This window comes from Kribbella amoyensis, assembly GCF_007828865.1.
Lineage (GTDB): Bacteria > Actinomycetota > Actinomycetes > Propionibacteriales > Kribbellaceae > Kribbella > Kribbella amoyensis.
On sequence record NZ_VIVK01000001.1, the window covers coordinates 3,344,853 to 3,363,411 of the forward strand.

An 18,559-nucleotide genomic window follows, 5' to 3' on the forward strand; every position below is an offset into this window, starting at 1 on the left:
ACCGGGCGTGATCTTTCGGCCCTGTGGCCAGGAGTTGCCGAGGGCCTCTTTCAGGAGGTCTCCGAGACCAGGACCGCCGTCGTACCGGGCTCGAGGGCCTGGAAGACGTGCGGCACGTCGCCGGGGTAGGCGATGTAGTCACCGGGCTTGAGCTCGACCGGCTCGCCGGTGAGACCGACCAGGGCCCGGCCGGTACTGAGGACGACGTGCTCGACCGTCCCCGGCATGTGCGGCTGGGACTCTCGGCCGGGACCAGGGGCGACCGCGATCCGGTACAGGTCGCGCCGCGCGTTCGGCGGGCAGGACGCGACCAGGGTGGCGGCATAGTCGGCGTGCTCGGAGTAGATCGCCGGGCCCTCGTCCGCGCGGATCACCTGGACCCGTGGCCGGGGCGGGTCGATCAGGTCGGCGAACTGGATGCCGAGCGCGACGCAGAGCGCCCAGAGTGTCTCCACGCTCGGGTTGCCCGTGCCTGATTCGAGTTGGGACAGGGTGGACTTGGCCACGCCGGCCCGTTTCGCGACCTCGGTCAGGGACAGGCCGGAGCGGGCGCGTTCCCGGCGGAGCGCGGCCGCGATGACGTCGAGTGGGGCCTTGGTGTCGTGCTGTGTTCGATCCATCGGTCCATCTGTTCGGCTTGACGAACAACTTCTGCGTGTTCATCATAAAACCCATGCGTTCGATATGGCGAACATTGGATCGCGGGCTCGCGCGGGACATCGCGCTGGTCTGCCTGGCCGACGGCATCGTCGGGCTCTCGTACGGGGCGATCAGCGTCGGCGGCGGCCTCGACCTGTGGGTCCCGGTGGTCCTCTCGCTGCTCGTGTTCGCCGGCGCCTCGCAGTTCCTGTTCGTCGGGATCGTGGCCGCCGGCGGCAGCCCGATCGCGGCCACGATCGCCGGGCTGCTGGTGAACAGCCGGCACGTGGCGTTCGGCCTGGCGGTCAGCGACGTGATCGGTGGTGGCTGGCGGCGGATCCCGGGCAGCCACCTGATGACCGACGAGAACGTGGCCTTCGCGATCGGCCAGGAGGAACTGCGGCAGAAGCGCGCGGCGTACTGGGCCTGTGGGCTCGGGATCTTCGTCTGCTGGAACCTCGGCGTCGTGGCCGGCGCCCTGGCCGGCACCGTGATCACGGACACCGACGCGTTCGGCCTGGACGCGGCGTTCCCGGCGGTACTGCTCGCGCTGGTCCTGCCCGCGGTCCGGGACAAGGCGACCAGGACGGCGGCGTTGGTGGGGGCCGTGGTCGCGCTGGCGGCGGTGCCGTTCCTGCCTTCGGGGGTGCCGGTGCTGCTGGCGCTGGTCGGGTTGCTGTTCTACCGCCCGATCAGGACGCCGGAGTTGGAGACCGCCCGATGAACGATCCCGCCCTGCTGCTCGGCGCCATCCTGGTCCTTGCCATCGGCACCTTTTCGCTGCGGATCGCGGGTCCGTTGCTGCGCTCGCGGTTCGAGCTGCCGGCCCGGGCCCAGCAGGTACTCGCTGCCGCGGCCGTCGTCCTGCTGGCCGCGCTGGTCGCGACCTCGGCGCTGACCGACGGGCACACGCACGCGGGGATCGCCCGGCCGGCCGGGGTCCTGGTCGGTGGTGTCCTGGCCTGGCGCAAGGCGCCGTTCGTCCTGGTGGTGGTCGCGGCCGCGGCCACGGCGGCCGTCCTGCGGCTCCTCGGCGTACCGTGATCGCCTGAGGCGATAGCGTCTGGCGCATGACGACTCAGCCAGGACAGTCCGCGCCGAAGAAGACGATGGCGCGGATCGGGATCGCCTGCATCGTGGTCGGCGTGCTGCTCAGCGGGTTCTTCGTCTGGCGCATCGTGCAGACCGCGCCGCGGACCCCGGTCGACGTGAGCAGCGGCCCGATCAAGCTGGAGAAGGACGGGCTGACGATCTACGCGTCCCGGCCGGTACTGCGGCCGCCGTGCGAGGCCAAGGACGCGAACGGCAACGACATCCCGCTGCGGAACCCGTCCGGGTCCGAGTCGATCACGATCAACGAGCGGACCTTCGACGTCGTGGCCAAGTCGGTCGACCCGGTGCCGCCGCAGGAGGTCGTGGTCAGCTGCCAGGACACCGAGAGCGGGGCGAGGTTCTACGCGGGGCCGATGATGTCGGTGGCGTCGTTCGTGCTGTCGATCCTCGGGACGGTCTTCTCGCTGCTGATCTTCCTCATCGTCGGCATCTTCCTCATCACCTTCGGCTCGCTCAAGCGCCGCCGCGCGAACCGCGGACCCAACACCTTCCCCGGCTCGCAGCCGCACACCGGCAGCACCTTCCCGACCCAGCAGCCGGGGCAGCACCAGCAGTCCGGGCAGTACCCGCAGGGCGGGAACTACCCGCAGTACCAGTCCGGCCCTCTCCCACAGCAGGGCCAGCCACAGCAGGGGCAGCCGCAGGACTACCGCCCGCAGGACAGCGCGCCGCGGGACGGTGGACCGCAGGACCGCTGAGTTTCAAGTAAGACGCCCGGCGGGATCCATCCGCCGGGCGCTAACGTGCTGCCGGTGACGACGCCTCCAGTACCGCCCAAGCCGCGCCGGCCCTTGATCGGGATCGCGGTCGCCTGCTTTCTCGCCGGTCTCGTGGTCAGCGGGTTCTTCATCTACCTGCTGGTCAGCAACCTGCCCTCAGTACCGACCCGGCTCGGCGACTCACCGGTGCGGCTGGAGCGCGCCGGGCTCACCGTGTTCGCCTCCCAGCCGGCCCTGAGCGTGACCTGCAAGGCCACCGACGAATCCGGCGCGGACATCCCATTGCGCAAGCCGGACCGCTCCGAGCAGTACGCGCTGGAGACCAAGACGTTCTACGTGGTCGCGCACTCGGTCGACAAGGTCCCGCCGCAGTCCGTGCAGGTACGGTGCCCGGACAGCGACGTTGCCTTCTACGTAGGCCAGCGCCACACGATGGGGACGTTCATGATCCCCGCCCTCGGCGCCGTCGGCTCCTTCGGCCTGTTCCTGGTCATCGGCGTCGTCCTCATCGTCCTCGACCGACGCCAGACCCGGCGCTGACCTGGCTCAAGGCGATGTCCGCGGCGGTGTAGCGCAGGGGATCGGAAAGCTCGTCCACGACGACGCGGTGGCCCTTGGCTTGCGTAGCCTGGGGCCTGTCGGGGGTGGCCAAGCAACGGCGAGTATGGATCGAGCTGACTATTCCCTTGATGACTGGTGAACCCACGGTCTCATCCGCAGACCTGCTGCAGGCCTTTCTGGATGCCTGTGACGAGCTGATGCTCGACCTTTACGAGCCGGTGCTCGGCCCGGACCTGCAGCCCCTACGATCGGAGCTGCGCCGGGCCAGTGCCGTCTTGGTAGGGCCGCTCAGCAGCGATGCCGCGTCACCCGAGCCGACAGAAGGTCAGGCATGAGCACCGAAACCGCGCACAGACTTGAACAGGCCAGGGCACTCGAAGACACCCTGCGGGCAGCCGCGGTATCGATTGCGTCGGCGGCCCTCGTACCTGGCACCATGCGCACCGCCTTCTCGGCCGCCGCGTCAGCCGACGATCGGAAGCTCCCGCAGGCGTTGAGCCGCGTGGCCGAGGCGGCGCAGCTCGGTCCGGCAGCGATGAACGCTGCCCAGATGGCCGCCCGGGTCCAGCTGAGCGATGGCCGGGCGATCCTCGACCAGCTTCGGGACGAGCCACAGCTGGACCGGCTCGTCACCGACCTGGAGGCAGCGGTCGGAACCGTCCAGGCCGAGACGACAGTGATGAGTGCAGCTGTACTCACGAAGCTGGGCGATGTCGACAAGCTGCCGAGCGCAGGGCAGGTCAGGCTCGATGCGTTGAGCGAGAAGCGTGACAGGCTGGGGGAGTTCGATCCTCCGCTCGCCAGGTTGACCGATGACCTCGACCGGCTGTCATCACAAGCCGAGGCTGCCCTTGCGGCCGGGAGAGAGGTTTCGATGGCCGCCTACACGGCTCACACCGAAGGCCTGGTGCATTGGGAGCGGCTCCCCGAGCAGGCCGAAAATGCCGCTCGAGACGCCCGCGGCGCGTTGCATGGGCCGCACTCGGACTGTACAGGGTGAGAAGCCACAACTCGTTCGAGATCAGCGGGCTGGCCGACGAACTGAAGGCCGCGTACCAGGAGCGCGCCGGCGTCCGCGACCCAGCGGACGTCGCGGTCGAGCTCGATGAGCACCTGAGTGGCCAACGGGACGATCTGCTGGCGGTCAGGACGCAGCTTGCCAACGGCATCGAAGCGCTCAACCGGTGCGACGACTATCTGTCAGCAGCCAGGAAACAGCCTGGCCTGGGCAACCTCCAGGGTTTTGCCGGGTCCAGGTCGGCGAAGACGCTCGGGCGCGACGCCGGGGCCGCTGTCTCTGCCGTCGACCGCGCGATCCGCGAGGTCGACAGGGCCCTGGCTGAAGTCCGGCGCCTGACGCCGGGGGCCTCCATCTGGAGACATGCCAGCGCACTTTCCCAGTTGGCCTACGCCGATAAGGGCGTCAACGGCGGACTCGACACAACGCGGACGAAACTGGGGATGGCCGTTGACGGCGCCGAGTCCCTCGTCCTCGACGCCGCCGCCTTCCGGGCCGCGCAGTTGCCTCCGGGCTCGGGGCGCGCCGGCACCACAGCGCAGGGACGGCCTCCGCATCGGCAGGGCGGCGATACGCGCTCGTCCGGCCGCGAGCGATGACTCCAGCACGGTCCGTCCGGTGACAAGGCCGACCTGGGCCGACCGAGGCCGGTCCAGGTCGTCTTGTCGCTCCGTCAGGAACCCAGTTAGCCGCTGCTCCCTGCTCGTAGTGGTGATTTCGGGGTGAGTAGGAAGGCGCCCACGTAGAGGAGGGCGGCGACGATGAGGAGGCCGTCGAAGCCGATCACCAGAGCGGCGTACTCCAGGCAGCCGCCGAGCATCGCGCCGAGGAGGTTGGCGCCGAAGCTGGCAGTGCCGTCGGCCGTGTCGGTGAACCGCTTCGCGAAGATCACGTTCGCCGCGAAGATCGGCAGGAACGCGATCAGGACCGCGACGATCGCGCGCAACCCGAGCGGCATCCCCAGCAGCCAGCTGTCCGGGAACACCCAGGACAGCACCAGGCCGCCGAACAGGACGACGTACATCGCCTTCAACGGTGGGGTCCGGAATCGTCTGGTCACTTCGACGGCGGCCAGGACGGCGACCAGGACCCCCGCGAACACGATCGCGTTGACCACCCACGTCGTGCCGAACAGCAACGCGAACCCGGTGATGCTCTTCGTCTCCAGCAGCATGAAGCCCGCGCCGAGCAGGAACAGGTCCGCGTACGGCCGCATCCGCCGGTACGACGAGCCGCCGCCCGCGACGCCGACACCGATCAGCCCGGCCACCAGGATCAGGCCGAGCGTGATCAGGTAGAGGTTCGGGATCCGGTCGGTGAACAGGTACAGGAACGGCCGGTTGTCGGTGGCCGGCGGCGGGGTGGTCTCGGTCGCGCCGGCCCAGGTCGCGGCGCAGGTCTGGTCCGCCTCGGTCAGGCCGACGGTGACGACGGCCTGCTGCAGGTCGTCGCCGACCTTGTCCACACAGGGCTTGTGGCCGAACGCCTGCTCCGCGGTCGACGCGAGCCGGTCGATCAGCCAGGTCTCGCGGTAGTAGTTGTACATCGCGAACGCGCCGCCCGGGTTCAGGTGCTCCTGCGCGCTCTTGAACGCCTGCTCGGTGAACAGGTAGCTCTCCAGCTGCAGCGAGCTCGCACCGTTGACCAGGGTCAGCGAATCCGGCAGGGCCAGCAGGATCAGGTCGTACTTCTTGTCCGTCCGGGACAGGAACGCGCGGCCGTCGTCGATGTGCGAGGTCACCCGCGGGTCCTGGTACGGGCGGTCCGGATGCTTCTCCCGGCCGATGTCGCGCAGCCGCGGGTCGATCTCGACCGCGTCGACGTGTTGCGCACCGTTGCGCAGGGCAACGGCCACGTCGGTCCCGGAGCCGGCGCCGATGATCAGCACGTCCTTCGGGTTCTTCACCGCGGCCCGCTCGTACGGCAGCCCGTACTGCGGTTCCCACTGCAGCCGCTTCTCGGCCGGGATCGCCTGCTGGTGCGGGACACCGTTCACCGTGATCGTGAGCAGCGGGGTGTTCTGGTACTCCGAGGTCGAGGTCTGCACCTTGTAGTACGGCGACCAGCTGTTGTCCGGCCGGGTCGACTCGTGCAGCAGGATCCCGAGCATCACCAGCATCGGCGTCAGGACGAGCGTGCCGCTCAGGACGGCGGCGGTCACCCGCGGTTGCGGGACCATCAGGGCGAGGAACCCGGCGGTGACGATCAGCCCCCACCACACCGGCGGCGCGCCGAGGAACGACAGCAGCGTGAAGGCCGCGATCCCGGACAGGCTGCCGATCAGGTCGAACCGGTACGCGGTCAGCCGGGGGAGTTCGGTGAAGCAGCGGCCGACGAGCTCGGCCGGACCGGCCAGGATCACCGCGGCGGCGACGAAGATGATCGGCAGGATCACCCAGACCGGCGGCCCGGTGGTGTCCAGGCTGGTGAAGTAGATGACGTTGTCGCCGGCCCGGTCGACGGTGACCGGCTTCCAGGCGATCACCAGCACCAGCAGGCCGAGCATCACCGGGGAGTAGTACGGCAGCCGCTTCGCCTTCGACGCCCGCAGCACGCCGAGCCCGATCCCGAGGAACGAGCCGAGCAGCACGAAGTTCGAGAAGTAGCTCAGATGCACCACGTTCGAGCCGGTCCAGCGGATCAGCGCGAGTTCGAGGAAGAGCATCAACGCGCTGGCCGCGACCAGGCGGGTTCTCACTCCGAGCGGGTTGTGCCAGTTCTTGGCTTCGGGCGTGCGGGCTGGTGAAGCGTCGACGGCCATGGGCGGCGACCATACCGGATCAGCAGTGGCCCACGTCACCCTTTCGCGCGATTCGTCCGGATTCGGCGACCGGTCGCCCGGCCGCCGAATCCGGACAGTGATCAGCGGGCGGGCTTGGCGAGTTGGCAGCCGGCCTTGGTCAGGTCGATCGCGCGCGCCTCGGTCAGGCAGGTGTAGAGCCACCAGGTCTGCTGGCCGTACGCGGCGCCCTGTTCGACGGTGATGTTGCCGTCCGCATCTACTTCGCAGGGGTTGTTCACCGTGCAGCGTTGGCCGTCCTCGTTGCCGGTGTTGTTCACACCGATGACCTCGCCGTTCTCGGTGCTCACCACCGGCGAACCGGAGGTGCCGCCGATCGTCTCGCAGCCGGGCTGCTGGTACTTGATCGACTCCTTCCAGGTCCAGTCGCCTTCGCGGAGTTCGGGGATCGTGCCTTGCACGGAGCAGGTGTAGATCCGCTTCCAGTACCCGGACACGACGGCCATCCCGGCCCCGTTCGCGGGCGCCTGCTGGGCCAGGGTGAGCGGGGTGACGCCGAGGCGGGACTTGATCGACGCGTACGACTCGGTCACCTCGTACACGATCATGTCGGTCTTGGTCATCGTGCCGTAGAGGATGCGGCCGGCCCGGACGGTCCCCGCGCGGCTCGCGTCCGGCTTGAGCAACGTGATCGAACGGGACGACGCGCTGTTCACCAGCACCTGGCCGGGATTCAGGAAGCCGCCTTCGTAGCAGTGGCCGTTGGTGAGTACGAGCGCCTTGTCGGTGTCGGCCGACGAGGCGTACCGGACGAGCGAGGCGGAACAGTTGCTGAGGGCAGCGATCCCGGTGAAGTCCGCGCCGGGCGCGGCGGCCTTCGGCGGACCGGTGGTGGGGCCGGCCTCGACGGCGAGCGCCTGGCCGCCACCGAGCAGGAGGGAGCCGAGCGCGACCACGGCCGCGACGGCAGGACGGAACAGTTTCATGGGCGGTATTCCTTTGTCCTCACTGGGTCCACGTGGGCGACGCGGACGGGGTGTGATCACCCTGGAACTCTTCGTATCCGATGCCGGGTGGCCGGGACCATCACAGCCGCATGAAGGTTGACCCGGCACGCTGCACCGCAGGGGTTTCCCTCCGTGGTTCGGCAACCTTCCCTGCCGGTCGCGGACATGTCGGGGTATGAGAATCCCGAGAATCCGCCGGGCCGCCCTCGCCGCGGTCCTGCTGACCGCCCTCGCGGTCCCGGTGACCCCGGTGGCCGCGGAACCGGCCCGCTCCCCAGCCACTCCTGAACCGACGCGGACCGTCCTCCCGGGGGTGTCGAAGCAGCTTGAGGTCCGCGGGCCGTCGGGCCTGTCCAGCCGACGCCTCCCAGCCGGGACGACGCACAAGCTGACCCTGCGCCATCTCGGTCACGACGGCGCGCTCGCGCCCACCGCGTTCACCGGGATCGCCAACCTGGACGGCTCGCTGAACGAACCCGTGGACGTCGGCACGGGCGAGGTCACCCTGGCCTTGCCCGCCGGCCGGTACGTGTTCGCGAGCACCTTGGAGGTCGGCGAGCAGACCAGCGTGCTCGTCCAGCCGCTGCTCGACCTGCGTGCCGACACGACCGTCGCGGTCGACTTCCGCCGGACCAAGCCGCTCGCGATCACGGTCGACGACGCCTCGGTCTCCTCGTACTTCAGCGCGCTGTACTTCGCCCGGCGGCTGGCGGACGGGTCGATGCTCGAGTTCAGCGCCCCCGGTGGTCCGCTCGAGGACGTCCGGGCCGGGCAACTCGGACCCGACGTGCCCGCGAACGAGCTCAAGTCGAGTGTCGGGACCCACTGGGCCGTCCCTGGTCCGCGGGGCGACTTCGCCGACAGCCCGGTGACCTACCACTCGATGGACACGGTCGACGGCCGCTTCGTCCAAGGCCTCCAGCGCGTCGTCCGGCGGTCCGCGCTCGCCCGGCTGGTGTCGACCACGTACTCGACCGCTGCTGACCTGGTAGGGGTGAAGTCGATCGCGGTCCTGCCGCCGGACCACCACAGCGTCTGGAGCAAGGGGCTGACCAGGAACCGGCCGGGCACGGTCACGGAGTACGTCGAGGCCGGACGCGAGGTGTCCGCCGGCTTCCAGGAGCGGACCGGCGGTGGGGAGGAGAGCGTCCTGGTCGCCGAGCTGAATTGGGGGTCCAGCCGATCGTTCGCGGCCGGCAGTTTGCATCGGACTGAGTGGAACCGGGCAGTCCTCGGTCCAGGTCTCCCGGAAGGCGCGGCCGCGCGGTACGGGGACCAGTTGGCGGTGGAGGTCGGGCTGACCGACGACGCGGCCGGCAACAACGGCTGGGGCATGGACCAGGCCGCGGCGACCCGGCTGTACCGGGACGGCGTGCTGGTGGTCGAGACCGATCGGCCCGGGAACCTCGGCCGCGAAGCGATCGTCGAGCCAGGCCAGGCGAAGTACCGGCTGGAGACCGAGGTGATCCGGGCGGCCGGGACCCGACGGTCGACGGTGGTCAAGACGGCCTGGACGTTCCGGTCGGACACGACGAGCGAGTCCGGTGAGGCGTTGCCGCTCTGGGTGGCGCGGTTCGCTCCGGGGACAGGGCTCGCGAACGACGTGGCCGCCGGTCGGATCGTGGTGCCGCTCACGCTGACGCCCCAACCCGGCGCGAAGGTGGGCAAGCCCGGGGTCCCGGTGGTGGAGACCTCGGCCGACGGCGGCGGTAGCTGGCGGCGGGCGACCGTCGTACCGGTAGGTGGTGGCCGGTACCAGGTGGGCTTCACCGCGACCGTGGGGACGGTCGGGCTGCGGGTCACGATGACCGACTCGCTGGGGAACTCGGTCGAGCAGAGCGTGGCGGACGCGCTCGGCGTGCGCTGATCCACCGACCTCCGAAGGCGTCGCCCGGTGACCCGGGCGGCGCCTTCGCTGCGTGGTCAACCTGTTACGCTTCGTTTCCGGATCCGCCCGGCCCGAACCATCGCCGCGCTCGGTACGTCGTACCAGCGAGCGGGGGAACAGCAAGGACGGCGGCGCGCCTGATCGAGGCGGCTGCCGTGCCGAGGCCATACTGAACGACGCGACGACCGGCCAACGGGGGCCGTCCCGGCAAGTTCCGGCAGCGCCGTACGGAGAACGGAAGGACGTCATGCCGCAGGAGAAACCAGACCTGCGCAATCTCAGCGAGCCGGTGCGCTTCAAGCGCGCGATCGCGTTGCTGCTGATGACCCTGGTACTCCCCGGATCCGCGCAGATCGTGGCCGGCAGCAAGCGGGCCGGCCGGTACGCCTGGCGGGTGATCGCCGGCCTGATCGCGATCATCGTGTTCCTGGTGCTGCTGTCGCTGGTCTGGCGGTCCGGCACCATCAACCTGCTGGTCTCGCCGAAGACACTGCGGGTGGTCCAGGTCCTGCTGGTACTGCTCGCGCTCGGCTGGGCCGCGCTCTTCGTGGACGCGTACCGGCTGGGCCGGCCGCTCACGCTGGAACGCAACCACCGGCTCACCGCGAGCATCCTGGACGGGGTCCTCGTGCTGCTCGTGGTGGGCGCGCTGATCTGGGGCAGCACGATCGTGTCGGCCCAGCGGGACTTCGTCGCGAGCGTGTTCGGCAACGGGGAGAAGTCCCAGGCGGACAAGGGCCGGTACAACGTGCTCCTGCTCGGCGGCGACTCCGGCGCGAACCGGGTCGGGGTGCGCCCGGACAGCGTCACCCTGGCCAGCGTCGACGCCGACACCGGCCGGACCGTGCTGATCGGCCTGCCGCGGAACATGGCCAAGATCCCGTTCCCGGCCGGCACCGAGATGGCCAAGCAGTTCCCGGACGGGTTCGAGTGGGACGGCTGCGGCCACGACTGCTACCTGAACGGCGTCTACACCTGGGCGATGGGGCACAAGCAGTACTTCCCCGGCGTCGAGGAGCCCGGCCTGAAGGCGACCCAGCAGGCGGTCGAGGGCATCACCGGGCTGAAGGTCAACTACTACGTGCTGATCGACATCGCCGGCTTCCAGCACCTGCTGGACGCGGTCGGCGGGATCACGGTCGACGTCGGCAAGAAGGTCCCGATCGGCGGCATCGGCGGGCCGATCAAGGGGTACATCCAGCCCGGGAAGGACCAGCACCTGGACGGGTACCATGCGATGTGGTTCGCGCGGTCCCGAGCGGGGGCCAGCGACTACGAACGGATGACCCGGCAGAAATGCGTGATGACCGCGATGCTCAACCAGTTGTCACCGCAGAAGGTGCTGACCAAGTTCCAGGGCATCGCGGCGGCCAGCAAGGAAGTCGTGCAGACCAACATTCCCTCGGGCGAACTCGGAACTTTCACCGATCTGGCGCTGGACTCGAAGAAGCTCCCGGTGTCATCCTTCTCGCCGGTTCCCCCACTCATCAAGACGGGGAATCCCGACTTCGACCTGGTCCGTGCCAAGGTCGCCGAGGCGATCGGAAAGTCCGAAGCGCTGGACAAGGCGGCCGAGGACGGGGACGGTAAGAAGCCGGACACACCGAGTAGCGTGTCCACCAAGAAGCCGACCACACCGGGCAAGCCCGGTTCGACCCCGTCCAAGCCAGCCACCGATGTCGACGACGTCGCTCAAGTCTGTAAGGCCTGACCTGAACATGCCGCTGTCCGAATGGCCCCCGGTCTCCGTCGTGATGCCCGTGCTGAACGAGGAACGCCACCTCGAAGAGGCGGTCGGCCGTGTCCTCGACCAGGAGTATCCGGGCGAACTCGAGGTGGTGCTCGCGATCGGGCCGAGCAAGGACCGGACCGAGGAGATCGCCGACCGGTTGGCCGGCTCCGACGCCCGGATCAGGATCGTCCCGAACCCGAGCGGCAAGACCCCGGCCGGCCTGAACGTCGGCATCGCCCAGGCGAAGCACGACATCGTCGTCCGGGTCGACGGCCACGGCGTGCTCACCCAGGGGTACATCGCCCGCGCGGTCGAGGTGCTCGAGGAGAGCGGCGCGGACAACGTCGGCGGCGTGATGGCGGCCGAGGGGCGGACCCCGTTCGAGATGGCGGTCGCCTGCGCGTACCGGTCCCGGCTCGGCCTCGGCGCGTCCACGTTCCACCAGGGCGGCAAGGCGGGCCCGGCGGACACGGTGTACCTCGGCGTCTTCCGGCGGGCCGCGCTCGAACGCGTCGGCGGCTTCGACGAGTCGATGCACCGGGCCCAGGACTGGGAGCTGAACTACCGCATCCGCAAGACCGGCGGGCTGATCTGGTTCACCCCGGACCTGTCCGTGACGTACCGGCCGCGGTCGTCGCTGTCGGCGGTCGCGAAGCAGTTCTTCCACACCGGTCAGTGGCGGCGTGAGGTCATTCGCCGGCACCCGGAGACCGCGAGCAAGCGGTACCTGGCCCCGCCGGTCGCGGTCGCGCTGCTCACGGTCGGGACGTTGCTGGGGATCGTCGGCCTGATCACCGGGATCAGCTGGCTGGACCTCGGCTTCGTGATCCCGGTCGGCTACGCCTTCGCGATCGGCCTCGGTTCGGCGATGGAGGGCCGCTACCTGCCGTGGAAGGCGCTGTTCTGGCTGCCGCCGGTGATCGCGACCATGCACGTCTCCTGGGGACTGGGCTTCATCGTCGGCCTGCAGGAAAAGCCGGCCGGCCCGGTCCTGAACGCCTCCGAGACCCCGGCCTAGGACCAGCTCACTCGATCGACTGCCCGCGAGATCCGCGCCGCTGGTGAGCGGGGCGGGTCTCGCCGCTTGTTCCCTGGTCGGTCTCCGGGCCTCGGCGGGGGCGCCTCAGGCCGCCGAGGAACTTCCTCAGGTGGCCGGTGTCCAGCTCACCACCGCCCGCGGCGGAGACCCAGCGTTGCTGATCCGGGTCCCAGCCGAGCCCGCTCTCGTCGTACTGGATGCCCACGAACGGTGGTTCCTTGCGGCCCTCGGCCTCGTCGACCAGGCCCTCGATCGCGCCGATCGCCGCGGTACCGGCCTCGGTCGCCTTCGTGCGTACGGTCTCCGGATCGAGCCCAGGGGTCGTGTCCAGCTCGACCAGGCCCGCGATCGCCGGACGCTGCAGCGCTTCCAGCCTGGGGACGAGGACGTCCGGAGCGTGGGGGTGGGCGCCGAGCTTGCGTTCGACCGCCAGCTCGGCCAGGGTCCTGCAGCGCTGGGTCAGCGTGGCGGTCCGGAGCCGGTCGTGGATCTCGGGCAGCTTCCGCTCGTCGTTGTCCGCGAGGTAGCGGGTCACCGGGTCGAGGGCGAGCTCGGTCGCGGGATAGGCGACCTGGATCGAGAGCTCGCGCAGACCAGGGTGCTGCTCGGTCAGGCCGAGCTCGCCGACCACGTGCCGGATCTCCTGGGTCGTGCCGAGGTCGGCGAGGTACTCCTCGATCGCGTGGTCGGGCGCGAAGTACACCCCAGGGCCGCTCCGGGTGAGCAGGTGCATGCTCTCGTGGGTGACGACGCCCGCGGCGTCGATCGTGGCCTGCAACTCGCCGGGGCTCAGCCGGTCGTTGTCGTACGCCTTGCGCAGCGGGTCGAGGGTGAGCCCGGGATGCACCTGGAGGGCGCCGTCGCTCATCACGCGACCGCTGGAGTTCCGCTGCTCCAGCTCCTCCGCGGCCAGCCAGACCTCGCCGTTCCAGCCGCTGCTGATCCCGGTCCGCGCGGACACCGTCTCGATCACGGTGGCGACCCAGCCGTACTCGCGGGTGCTCGGGTCCAGCAGTTCCATCCCGGGATCCGTTCTGGGGGTCAGGGCAAGCAGGGCCCGGCAACCCTATGCCGTCGCGGGTGAACGGCGAGGCGACCGCGTGACCCTGTGACGGTCAACACTCGAAGCACCGAGAGGGCGGGAGGCCGGCCGATGATTCGCCTGGATATGACCATGTCCCTGGACGGGTACATCGCCGGTCCGCAGGACGACGCGGACGCGCCGCTGGGGATCGGCGGGTTCCGGTTGTTCAACTGGCTCGACCTGCGCAACGAACCAGGGCCCAGCGGCGAGGTGTACGCCGAGGCGCTCGCGACGCGGGCCGTCATCGCGGGGCGCCGGACGTTCGAGCTCGCCGGGCAGTGGAACGGCGATCACCACGACGGGGTACCGATCTTCGTCCTCACACACCGGATTCCGGCCGAGCCGCCGATGGGGGTGGCCCGGTACGTCACCGATGTCCGTGAATGCGCCGCGCTGGCCCGGACGGCGGCCGGGGACGGGGACGTGATGGTCCATGGGGCCGCGGCCGGTCAGGCGCTGCTTCGGGCCGGTGAGCTCGACGAGCTGCAGCTGCACGTCGTACCGGTCCTGCTCGGGGCCGGCCGTCGGTTGTTCGACCACCTGCCGATCGAGCCGGTCCACCTCGAGCTGGTCCGCCGGCTGACCACGCCGGACGTGAAGAATCCCGCGCAGCACGCCCTGCACCTGCGCTACCGCGTCCGCCGCTCCTGACGTTCAGACGAGGACCCCGCCCGCCCGGCGAAGCATGAAGACATCGATCGGGTCCTCGGCTTCCACGGTGAACCCGTGCCGCTCGTACAGCCGCTGCGCCGCGCTGCCCTGCAACACGTTCAGGCGCACCGGTACGTCCTCGGCGTCGATCCGCTGCAAGAGAGCCCGCAGGATCGCCGAGCCGAGGCCCCGGCCCTGGAATCCGGGCGCGAGGTAGAAGTGCTCCAGCCAGCGGCCGTCCTGGGCCGGCCGGACCGTGACCGATCCGGCGACGGCCCCGGCCACCTCGACGACCGAGGTGTGCCGGACCGAGAACGCGTCCCGGAACCGCTGCCGGACCCGGTGCTCGTCGTACCGGCCGAGGCGTTCCAGGTCCGGTCGCATCACGACCGCCCGGAGTTCGGCGATCGCCTCGACGTCCCCCGCCTCGGCGGGTCGCAACGCCCACCTCACCGCATCGCCCCAGGTCTCCACCGCGGGAGTATCTCAAGGGCGATGCTCAGCGCTTGCCGGTGGCTTCCTTGTTGTAGGCGTCGACGACGTCCTCGACGTTGCCGTCCATCCGCAGCACGCCCTTGTCGAGCCAGATCGCGCGGTTGCAGGTGTCGAGGACGACGTCGAGACTGTGGCTGACCAGGAACACCGTGCCGGCCTCGGCGCGGAGGTCCTTGATCTTCTGCTCGGAGCGGACCCGGAACTCGGCGTCGCCGGTGGCCAGCGCCTCGTCGACCAGCAGGATGTCGTGCGTCTTGGCCGAGGCGATGGCGAACTTGAGCCGCGCCGACATCCCGGAGGAGTAGGTCGACATCGGCAGGTCGATGAAGTCGCCGATCCCGGAGAACTCGACGATGTCGTCGTAGCGGTCCTCGATCTCCTCCGGGCTCATCCCCATCGCGAGGCAGCCGAGCACGACGTTGCGGTCGCCGGTGAGGTCGTTCATCATCGCCGCGTTGACGCCCAGCAACGACGGCTGGCCGCCGGTGTAGATGGCGCCGGTGGCCGGCGGCAGCAGCCCCGCGATCGCCCGCAGCAGGGTGGACTTGCCGGAGCCGTTACGGCCGATCAGGCCGATGGCGTCGCCCTTGTACGCGGTGAAGGTGACGTTCTTGACCGCGTGCACCTCGCGGATGGTCGGGCGGTCCTGGCGCTTGATCAGCCGCCGGAACGCGCTCGCCGCGGTGCCCTTGCCGCCGGAGCCGGCCGTCACCTTGTAGATGATGTTGACGTTGTCGGCGATCACGGTGGGGACAGCGTCGGACGCCGGCGCGGTTGCCGCCGGGGTCGGAGCTGCCTGTTCAGCCACGGCCATACCTGTCCTCCGCACGCCAGAAGTAGATGAAGCCACCGACCAGGGAGACCACCGCCCAGCCGATCGCGATCGGCCAGGCGTTCGGCAGCGCGTCATGTTCCTCGAGCAGGGCGCGACGGATGATGTCGATGTACGCCGAGATCGGGTTCAGCGCGAGCGCGTGCACGACCCAGCTCGGGGCGTCGAGCTGGGAGAGCTTCTCCGGGATGGAGAAGAAGATGCCGGACGCGTAGAGCCAGGTCCGGGTGATGAACGGGAGCAGCTGGCTGATGTCGGTCAGGAACGTTCCCAGCCGGGCGAAGGCAAGCGTCATGCCGATGTTGAACATCGTCTGCAGCAGCAGCGCGGGAATCACCAGCAGCCAGCGCAGCGAGATGCCGTCGGTGAAGCCGACCAGCAGGAACAGGATGCCCATCGACAGGAACATCTGGTTCAGCTCGTTGACCACGTACGCCAGCGGCAGGGTGGCCCGCGGGAAGTGCAGCGTGCGGATCAGCGACAGGTTCGTCGAGATCGCCCGCGAGCCCTCGGTCATCGACCGCTGCGTGTAGGTGAACACGAACATCCCGCAGATCAGGAACGCGGGGTAGTTCGGGATGCCCTTGGCGGTACCGAGCAGGACGCCGAACGCGAGGTAGTACACGGCTGCGTTGAGCAGGGGAGTGAGGAGCTGCCAGACCGACCCCAGCCGCGCGCCCGCGTAGAGCGCGTACGTGCGCGCGCGGGCGTAGCTGACGATGAACTGACGGCGTCCCCAGAGTTCACGGAGGTAGCCCCGGAGCGGCGGTCGTGCCGAACTCCGCGACAACCCGTAGCGCTCGGCAAGATCCGCCACATCAGCGGTCTTGGCCGACTCGGCGGCGGTTGACATGCGGGCCAATCTACTGGGCCTGGCGCCCTCTCATCACATCGGCGCGCTCTGAACCGTTTCAGGCGGTCACGGAAGGTCGCGGCTCTGCAACAATTGGCCACCGGGTGAGTGCTGACCTGCGCGGCGGCATAGGTTCATCGGTGATGAAGGAGTCCCGCCCGACCGACCTGTCCGAAGAACAACTCGGCTTCCGTCCCCGCAAGGCCGTCCGGTGGCTGCTGCCCTCGGTGCTGGCCGACTCCGGCCTGAAGGCGTTGCTGGCCGCGATCTTCGGGGCGTACGCCGACAAACGCGAACTGCAGAACTCGCTCGACGGCGCCGTCTACCGGCACGGCGACGACGAGCTCTGGTTCGATTTCGTGGCCGACCTCGGCGACGGCTTCGACGCGACGTACTCCGTCGCCTCGCAGCTCGCCGCACCCGAGCTGGAGCCCGCCGACGGGGTCCGGCTGCCCCGGGGCGAGCTGCTCGTGATGGGCGGCGACGAGGTGTACCCGACGGCGTCGTCGACGGCGTACGAGGACCGCACCAAGGGCCCGTACCACGCGGCTCTGCCGGACCCGGAGAAGCCACCGACGCTGTTCGCGCTGCCGGGCAACCACGACTGGTACGACGGGCTCACGGCGTTTCTCCGCGTGTTCGCCCAGGGCCGTCCGGTCGGTGGCTGGAACACCGAGCAGGCCCGCAGCTACTTCGCGATCGAGCTGCCGCACCGGTGGTGGCTGTTCGCGATCGACACCCAGTTCGACGAGTACATCGACGCGCCGCAACTGGCGTACTTCCGGGCGGCCGCGGAGCAACTGCAGGAAGGCGACGGCGTGATTCTCTGCACACCGAAGCCGGCCTGGGTCGCGGCCGGATCGGGCGGCGAGTCGCACGGCTACGACACGATCCGGTTCTTCGAGCGCGAGATCATCCGGCCGACCGGCGCGGTGACCCGGGTGATGCTGTCCGGCGACTCGCACCACTACGCCCGCTACACCGAGCGGGACGGGTCGGCTCAGCTGATCACCAGCGGTGGTGGCGGCGCGTTCCTCAGTGCGACGCACCTGCTGCCGAAGTCGCTGGAGCTGCCGCCGAAGAAGACGCGGGTCCCGGACGCCACCGAGACGAAGACGTTCGACCGGGGTACGACGTACCCGTCGCGGCAGGAGTCGTCCCGGCTCGCGAACGGGATCTTCTTCCGGCTGCCGCTGCGCAATCCCGGGTTCCTCGGGCTGACCGCGATGCTGCAGACCGTGCTCGCGTTGTTCGTCCAGTTCGGCCTCGGCTCGGAACCGGCCGGGATCTTCGGCCGGCTGGTCGTCTGGGCGCCGACGGCGTTCGCGGTGACGGCGGTGGTGGTCGGCGGCGTGCTGTTCGCCCGGAAGGGGCTGGTCCGCGGGTCGATCGCCGCGGTGGTCGCCGGGTTCCTGCACTCGCTGGCGCATCTCGCCCTGACCGCGGTCTGGGCCGTCGTGCTGCGCCGGCTGGAGCTCGAGGCGGCCGACTGGATCGTGGTGGTCGTCGCCCTGGTCGTCACCCCGCTGCTGATCGGGTTCGTGGACGCGGAGATCGTCGCGGTGTACCTGCTGGTGGCTTGCCGGTTCTCGATGAACATGAACGAGGTGTTCGCCGGCCAGAGCATCGAGGACTACAAGAACTTCCTCCGCCTGCACATCGACCCGACCGGCCGGCTCACGATCTACCCGATCAAGGTGCCCAAGGTCTGCCACGAGTGGCGCGCCGACCCGGGCGGCGCCAAGGACGCGCCCTGGCTCGTCCCGGCCGACGGGCCGGTGCAGGTCGCCCTGATCGAGGCACCCATCCAGGTCAGCCGCGAGGCCCAGCAGGCTCCGCTCCCGGTCTGAGCTCCGTCGTGGTGAGCCGGTCGTGCAGGGCGGCGAGCTCCGCGTCGGTGAGGCCGCCGTGGCGCAGGTACGCCGCGGGGCCGCCGTAAGTGCGGTCGAGGTGGTCGAGGATCGCTTCGAGGGACTCGGCCCGGGTGTCGCCGAACTCGATCAGCTCAGCTCGCAGGGATTCGTCCGGCTGGTCGGCGAGCTGCTCGGCCAGGAACGGGGCCAGCCCGGCCTTGGTGAGGAAGTAGTCGGCGACGATCTCGGCCCGCGGGACTCCGGCGATGCTGAGCGCGAGCGCGACCACCATGCCGGTCCGGTCCTTGCCGCCGAAGCAGTGCACCACGACGGCG

Annotated in this window: 20 protein-coding genes; 12 read left to right on the plus strand and 8 right to left on the minus strand. The window is 69.7% G+C overall.

Features of this window, described 5'->3' with window-relative positions:
- Positions 1–50 precede the first annotated feature (50 nt).
- Positions 51–620: a helix-turn-helix domain-containing protein gene (locus FB561_RS15915; protein ID WP_145807432.1), complete on the minus strand. Its 570-nt coding sequence runs from the start codon at positions 618–620 to the stop codon at positions 51–53.
- Positions 621–673: 53 nt separating this feature from the next.
- On the opposite strand from FB561_RS15915, the gene FB561_RS15920 reads away from it, so the two are divergent.
- The 7 genes from FB561_RS15920 (at position 674) to FB561_RS15950 (ending at position 4,649) form a co-directional block, all read left to right on the plus strand.
- Positions 674–1,363 (plus strand): AzlC family ABC transporter permease, encoded by a 690-nt coding sequence (locus FB561_RS15920; RefSeq protein ID WP_145807434.1) that lies wholly within the window; start codon positions 674–676, stop codon positions 1,361–1,363.
- Positions 1,360–1,683 (plus strand): AzlD domain-containing protein, encoded by a 324-nt coding sequence (locus tag FB561_RS15925; RefSeq protein WP_145807436.1) that lies wholly within the window; start codon positions 1,360–1,362, stop codon positions 1,681–1,683. The genes FB561_RS15920 and FB561_RS15925 overlap by 4 nt, the downstream gene beginning before the upstream one ends.
- A gap of 26 nt (positions 1,684–1,709) precedes the next feature.
- On the plus strand, positions 1,710–2,450 hold the full coding sequence (locus FB561_RS15930) for a hypothetical protein (protein WP_145807438.1): 741 nt from the start codon (positions 1,710–1,712) through the stop codon (positions 2,448–2,450).
- Positions 2,451–2,504: 54 nt separating this feature from the next.
- Positions 2,505–3,011, plus strand: a complete 507-nt coding sequence (locus FB561_RS15935; protein WP_145807440.1) for a hypothetical protein — start codon at positions 2,505–2,507, stop codon at positions 3,009–3,011.
- 104 nt (positions 3,012–3,115) lie between these two features.
- Complete coding sequence (locus FB561_RS15940; protein ID WP_145807442.1) at positions 3,116–3,367, plus strand: hypothetical protein; 252 nt, start codon at positions 3,116–3,118, stop codon at positions 3,365–3,367.
- Positions 3,364–4,032 (plus strand): hypothetical protein, encoded by a 669-nt coding sequence (locus FB561_RS15945; protein WP_145807444.1) that lies wholly within the window; start codon positions 3,364–3,366, stop codon positions 4,030–4,032. Before FB561_RS15940 ends, FB561_RS15945 begins: the two co-directional genes overlap by 4 nt.
- The gene (locus FB561_RS15950) at positions 4,029–4,649 is read left to right on the plus strand and encodes a hypothetical protein (RefSeq protein WP_145807446.1); all 621 of its coding nucleotides are present in this window, start codon (positions 4,029–4,031) and stop codon (positions 4,647–4,649) included. Before FB561_RS15945 ends, FB561_RS15950 begins: the two co-directional genes overlap by 4 nt.
- A gap of 86 nt (positions 4,650–4,735) precedes the next feature.
- Here FB561_RS15950 and FB561_RS15955 read toward each other — a convergent pair whose 3' ends face one another.
- A complete protein-coding gene (locus FB561_RS15955) occupies positions 4,736–6,811 on the minus strand; it encodes a spermine/spermidine synthase domain-containing protein (RefSeq protein WP_145807448.1) in 2,076 nt (691 codons plus the stop codon).
- Between the two features lie 101 nt (positions 6,812–6,912).
- The gene (locus FB561_RS15960) at positions 6,913–7,776 is read right to left on the minus strand and encodes a S1 family peptidase (protein WP_145807450.1); all 864 of its coding nucleotides are present in this window, start codon (positions 7,774–7,776) and stop codon (positions 6,913–6,915) included.
- A gap of 196 nt (positions 7,777–7,972) precedes the next feature.
- Here FB561_RS15960 and FB561_RS15965 point away from each other — a divergent pair, with 196 nt between their 5' ends.
- The 3 genes from FB561_RS15965 (at position 7,973) to FB561_RS15975 (ending at position 12,435) form a co-directional block, all read left to right on the plus strand.
- Positions 7,973–9,664 (plus strand): hypothetical protein, encoded by a 1,692-nt coding sequence (locus tag FB561_RS15965; RefSeq protein WP_145807452.1) that lies wholly within the window; start codon positions 7,973–7,975, stop codon positions 9,662–9,664.
- A gap of 268 nt (positions 9,665–9,932) precedes the next feature.
- A complete protein-coding gene (locus FB561_RS15970) occupies positions 9,933–11,396 on the plus strand; it encodes an LCP family protein (RefSeq protein ID WP_145807454.1) in 1,464 nt (487 codons plus the stop codon).
- Positions 11,397–11,403: 7 nt separating this feature from the next.
- Positions 11,404–12,435 carry a glycosyltransferase family 2 protein gene (locus FB561_RS15975; RefSeq protein WP_145807456.1) on the plus strand — a complete coding sequence of 344 codons (1,032 nt, stop codon included), beginning with the start codon at positions 11,404–11,406 and terminating at the stop codon, positions 12,433–12,435.
- 7 nt (positions 12,436–12,442) lie between these two features.
- Here the strand turns inward: FB561_RS15975 and FB561_RS15980 are convergent, their stop codons facing one another.
- On the minus strand, positions 12,443–13,477 hold the full coding sequence (locus tag FB561_RS15980) for a hypothetical protein (protein ID WP_145807457.1): 1,035 nt from the start codon (positions 13,475–13,477) through the stop codon (positions 12,443–12,445).
- A 132-nt stretch (positions 13,478–13,609) separates the two neighbouring features.
- On the opposite strand from FB561_RS15980, the gene FB561_RS15985 reads away from it, so the two are divergent.
- Complete coding sequence (locus tag FB561_RS15985) at positions 13,610–14,191, plus strand: dihydrofolate reductase family protein (protein WP_145807458.1); 582 nt, start codon at positions 13,610–13,612, stop codon at positions 14,189–14,191.
- Positions 14,192–14,194: 3 nt separating this feature from the next.
- On the opposite strand, the gene FB561_RS15990 is transcribed toward FB561_RS15985, so the two are convergent.
- The 3 genes from FB561_RS15990 to FB561_RS16000 are packed head-to-tail and all read right to left on the minus strand — an operon-like array spanning position 14,195 to position 16,371.
- Complete coding sequence (locus FB561_RS15990) at positions 14,195–14,665, minus strand: GNAT family N-acetyltransferase (RefSeq protein ID WP_238334837.1); 471 nt, start codon at positions 14,663–14,665, stop codon at positions 14,195–14,197.
- A gap of 25 nt (positions 14,666–14,690) precedes the next feature.
- Entirely contained in the window at positions 14,691–15,500 is an 810-nt protein-coding gene (locus tag FB561_RS15995; RefSeq protein WP_145807459.1) for an ABC transporter ATP-binding protein, read from the minus strand.
- The gene (locus FB561_RS16000; RefSeq protein ID WP_145807461.1) at positions 15,487–16,371 is read right to left on the minus strand and encodes an ABC transporter permease; all 885 of its coding nucleotides are present in this window, start codon (positions 16,369–16,371) and stop codon (positions 15,487–15,489) included. The genes FB561_RS15995 and FB561_RS16000 overlap by 14 nt, the downstream gene beginning before the upstream one ends.
- 143 nt (positions 16,372–16,514) lie before the next feature.
- Between FB561_RS16000 and FB561_RS16005 the strand changes: the two genes are divergently transcribed.
- On the plus strand, positions 16,515–18,221 hold the full coding sequence (locus tag FB561_RS16005; RefSeq protein ID WP_145807463.1) for a metallophosphoesterase family protein: 1,707 nt from the start codon (positions 16,515–16,517) through the stop codon (positions 18,219–18,221).
- Here the strand turns inward: FB561_RS16005 and FB561_RS16010 are convergent.
- Positions 18,184–18,552, minus strand: coding sequence for a tyrosine-protein phosphatase (locus FB561_RS16010; RefSeq protein ID WP_238334838.1), 369 nt, complete (start codon positions 18,550–18,552; stop codon positions 18,184–18,186). The genes FB561_RS16005 and FB561_RS16010 overlap by 38 nt on opposite strands.
- Positions 18,553–18,559 lie beyond the last annotated feature (7 nt).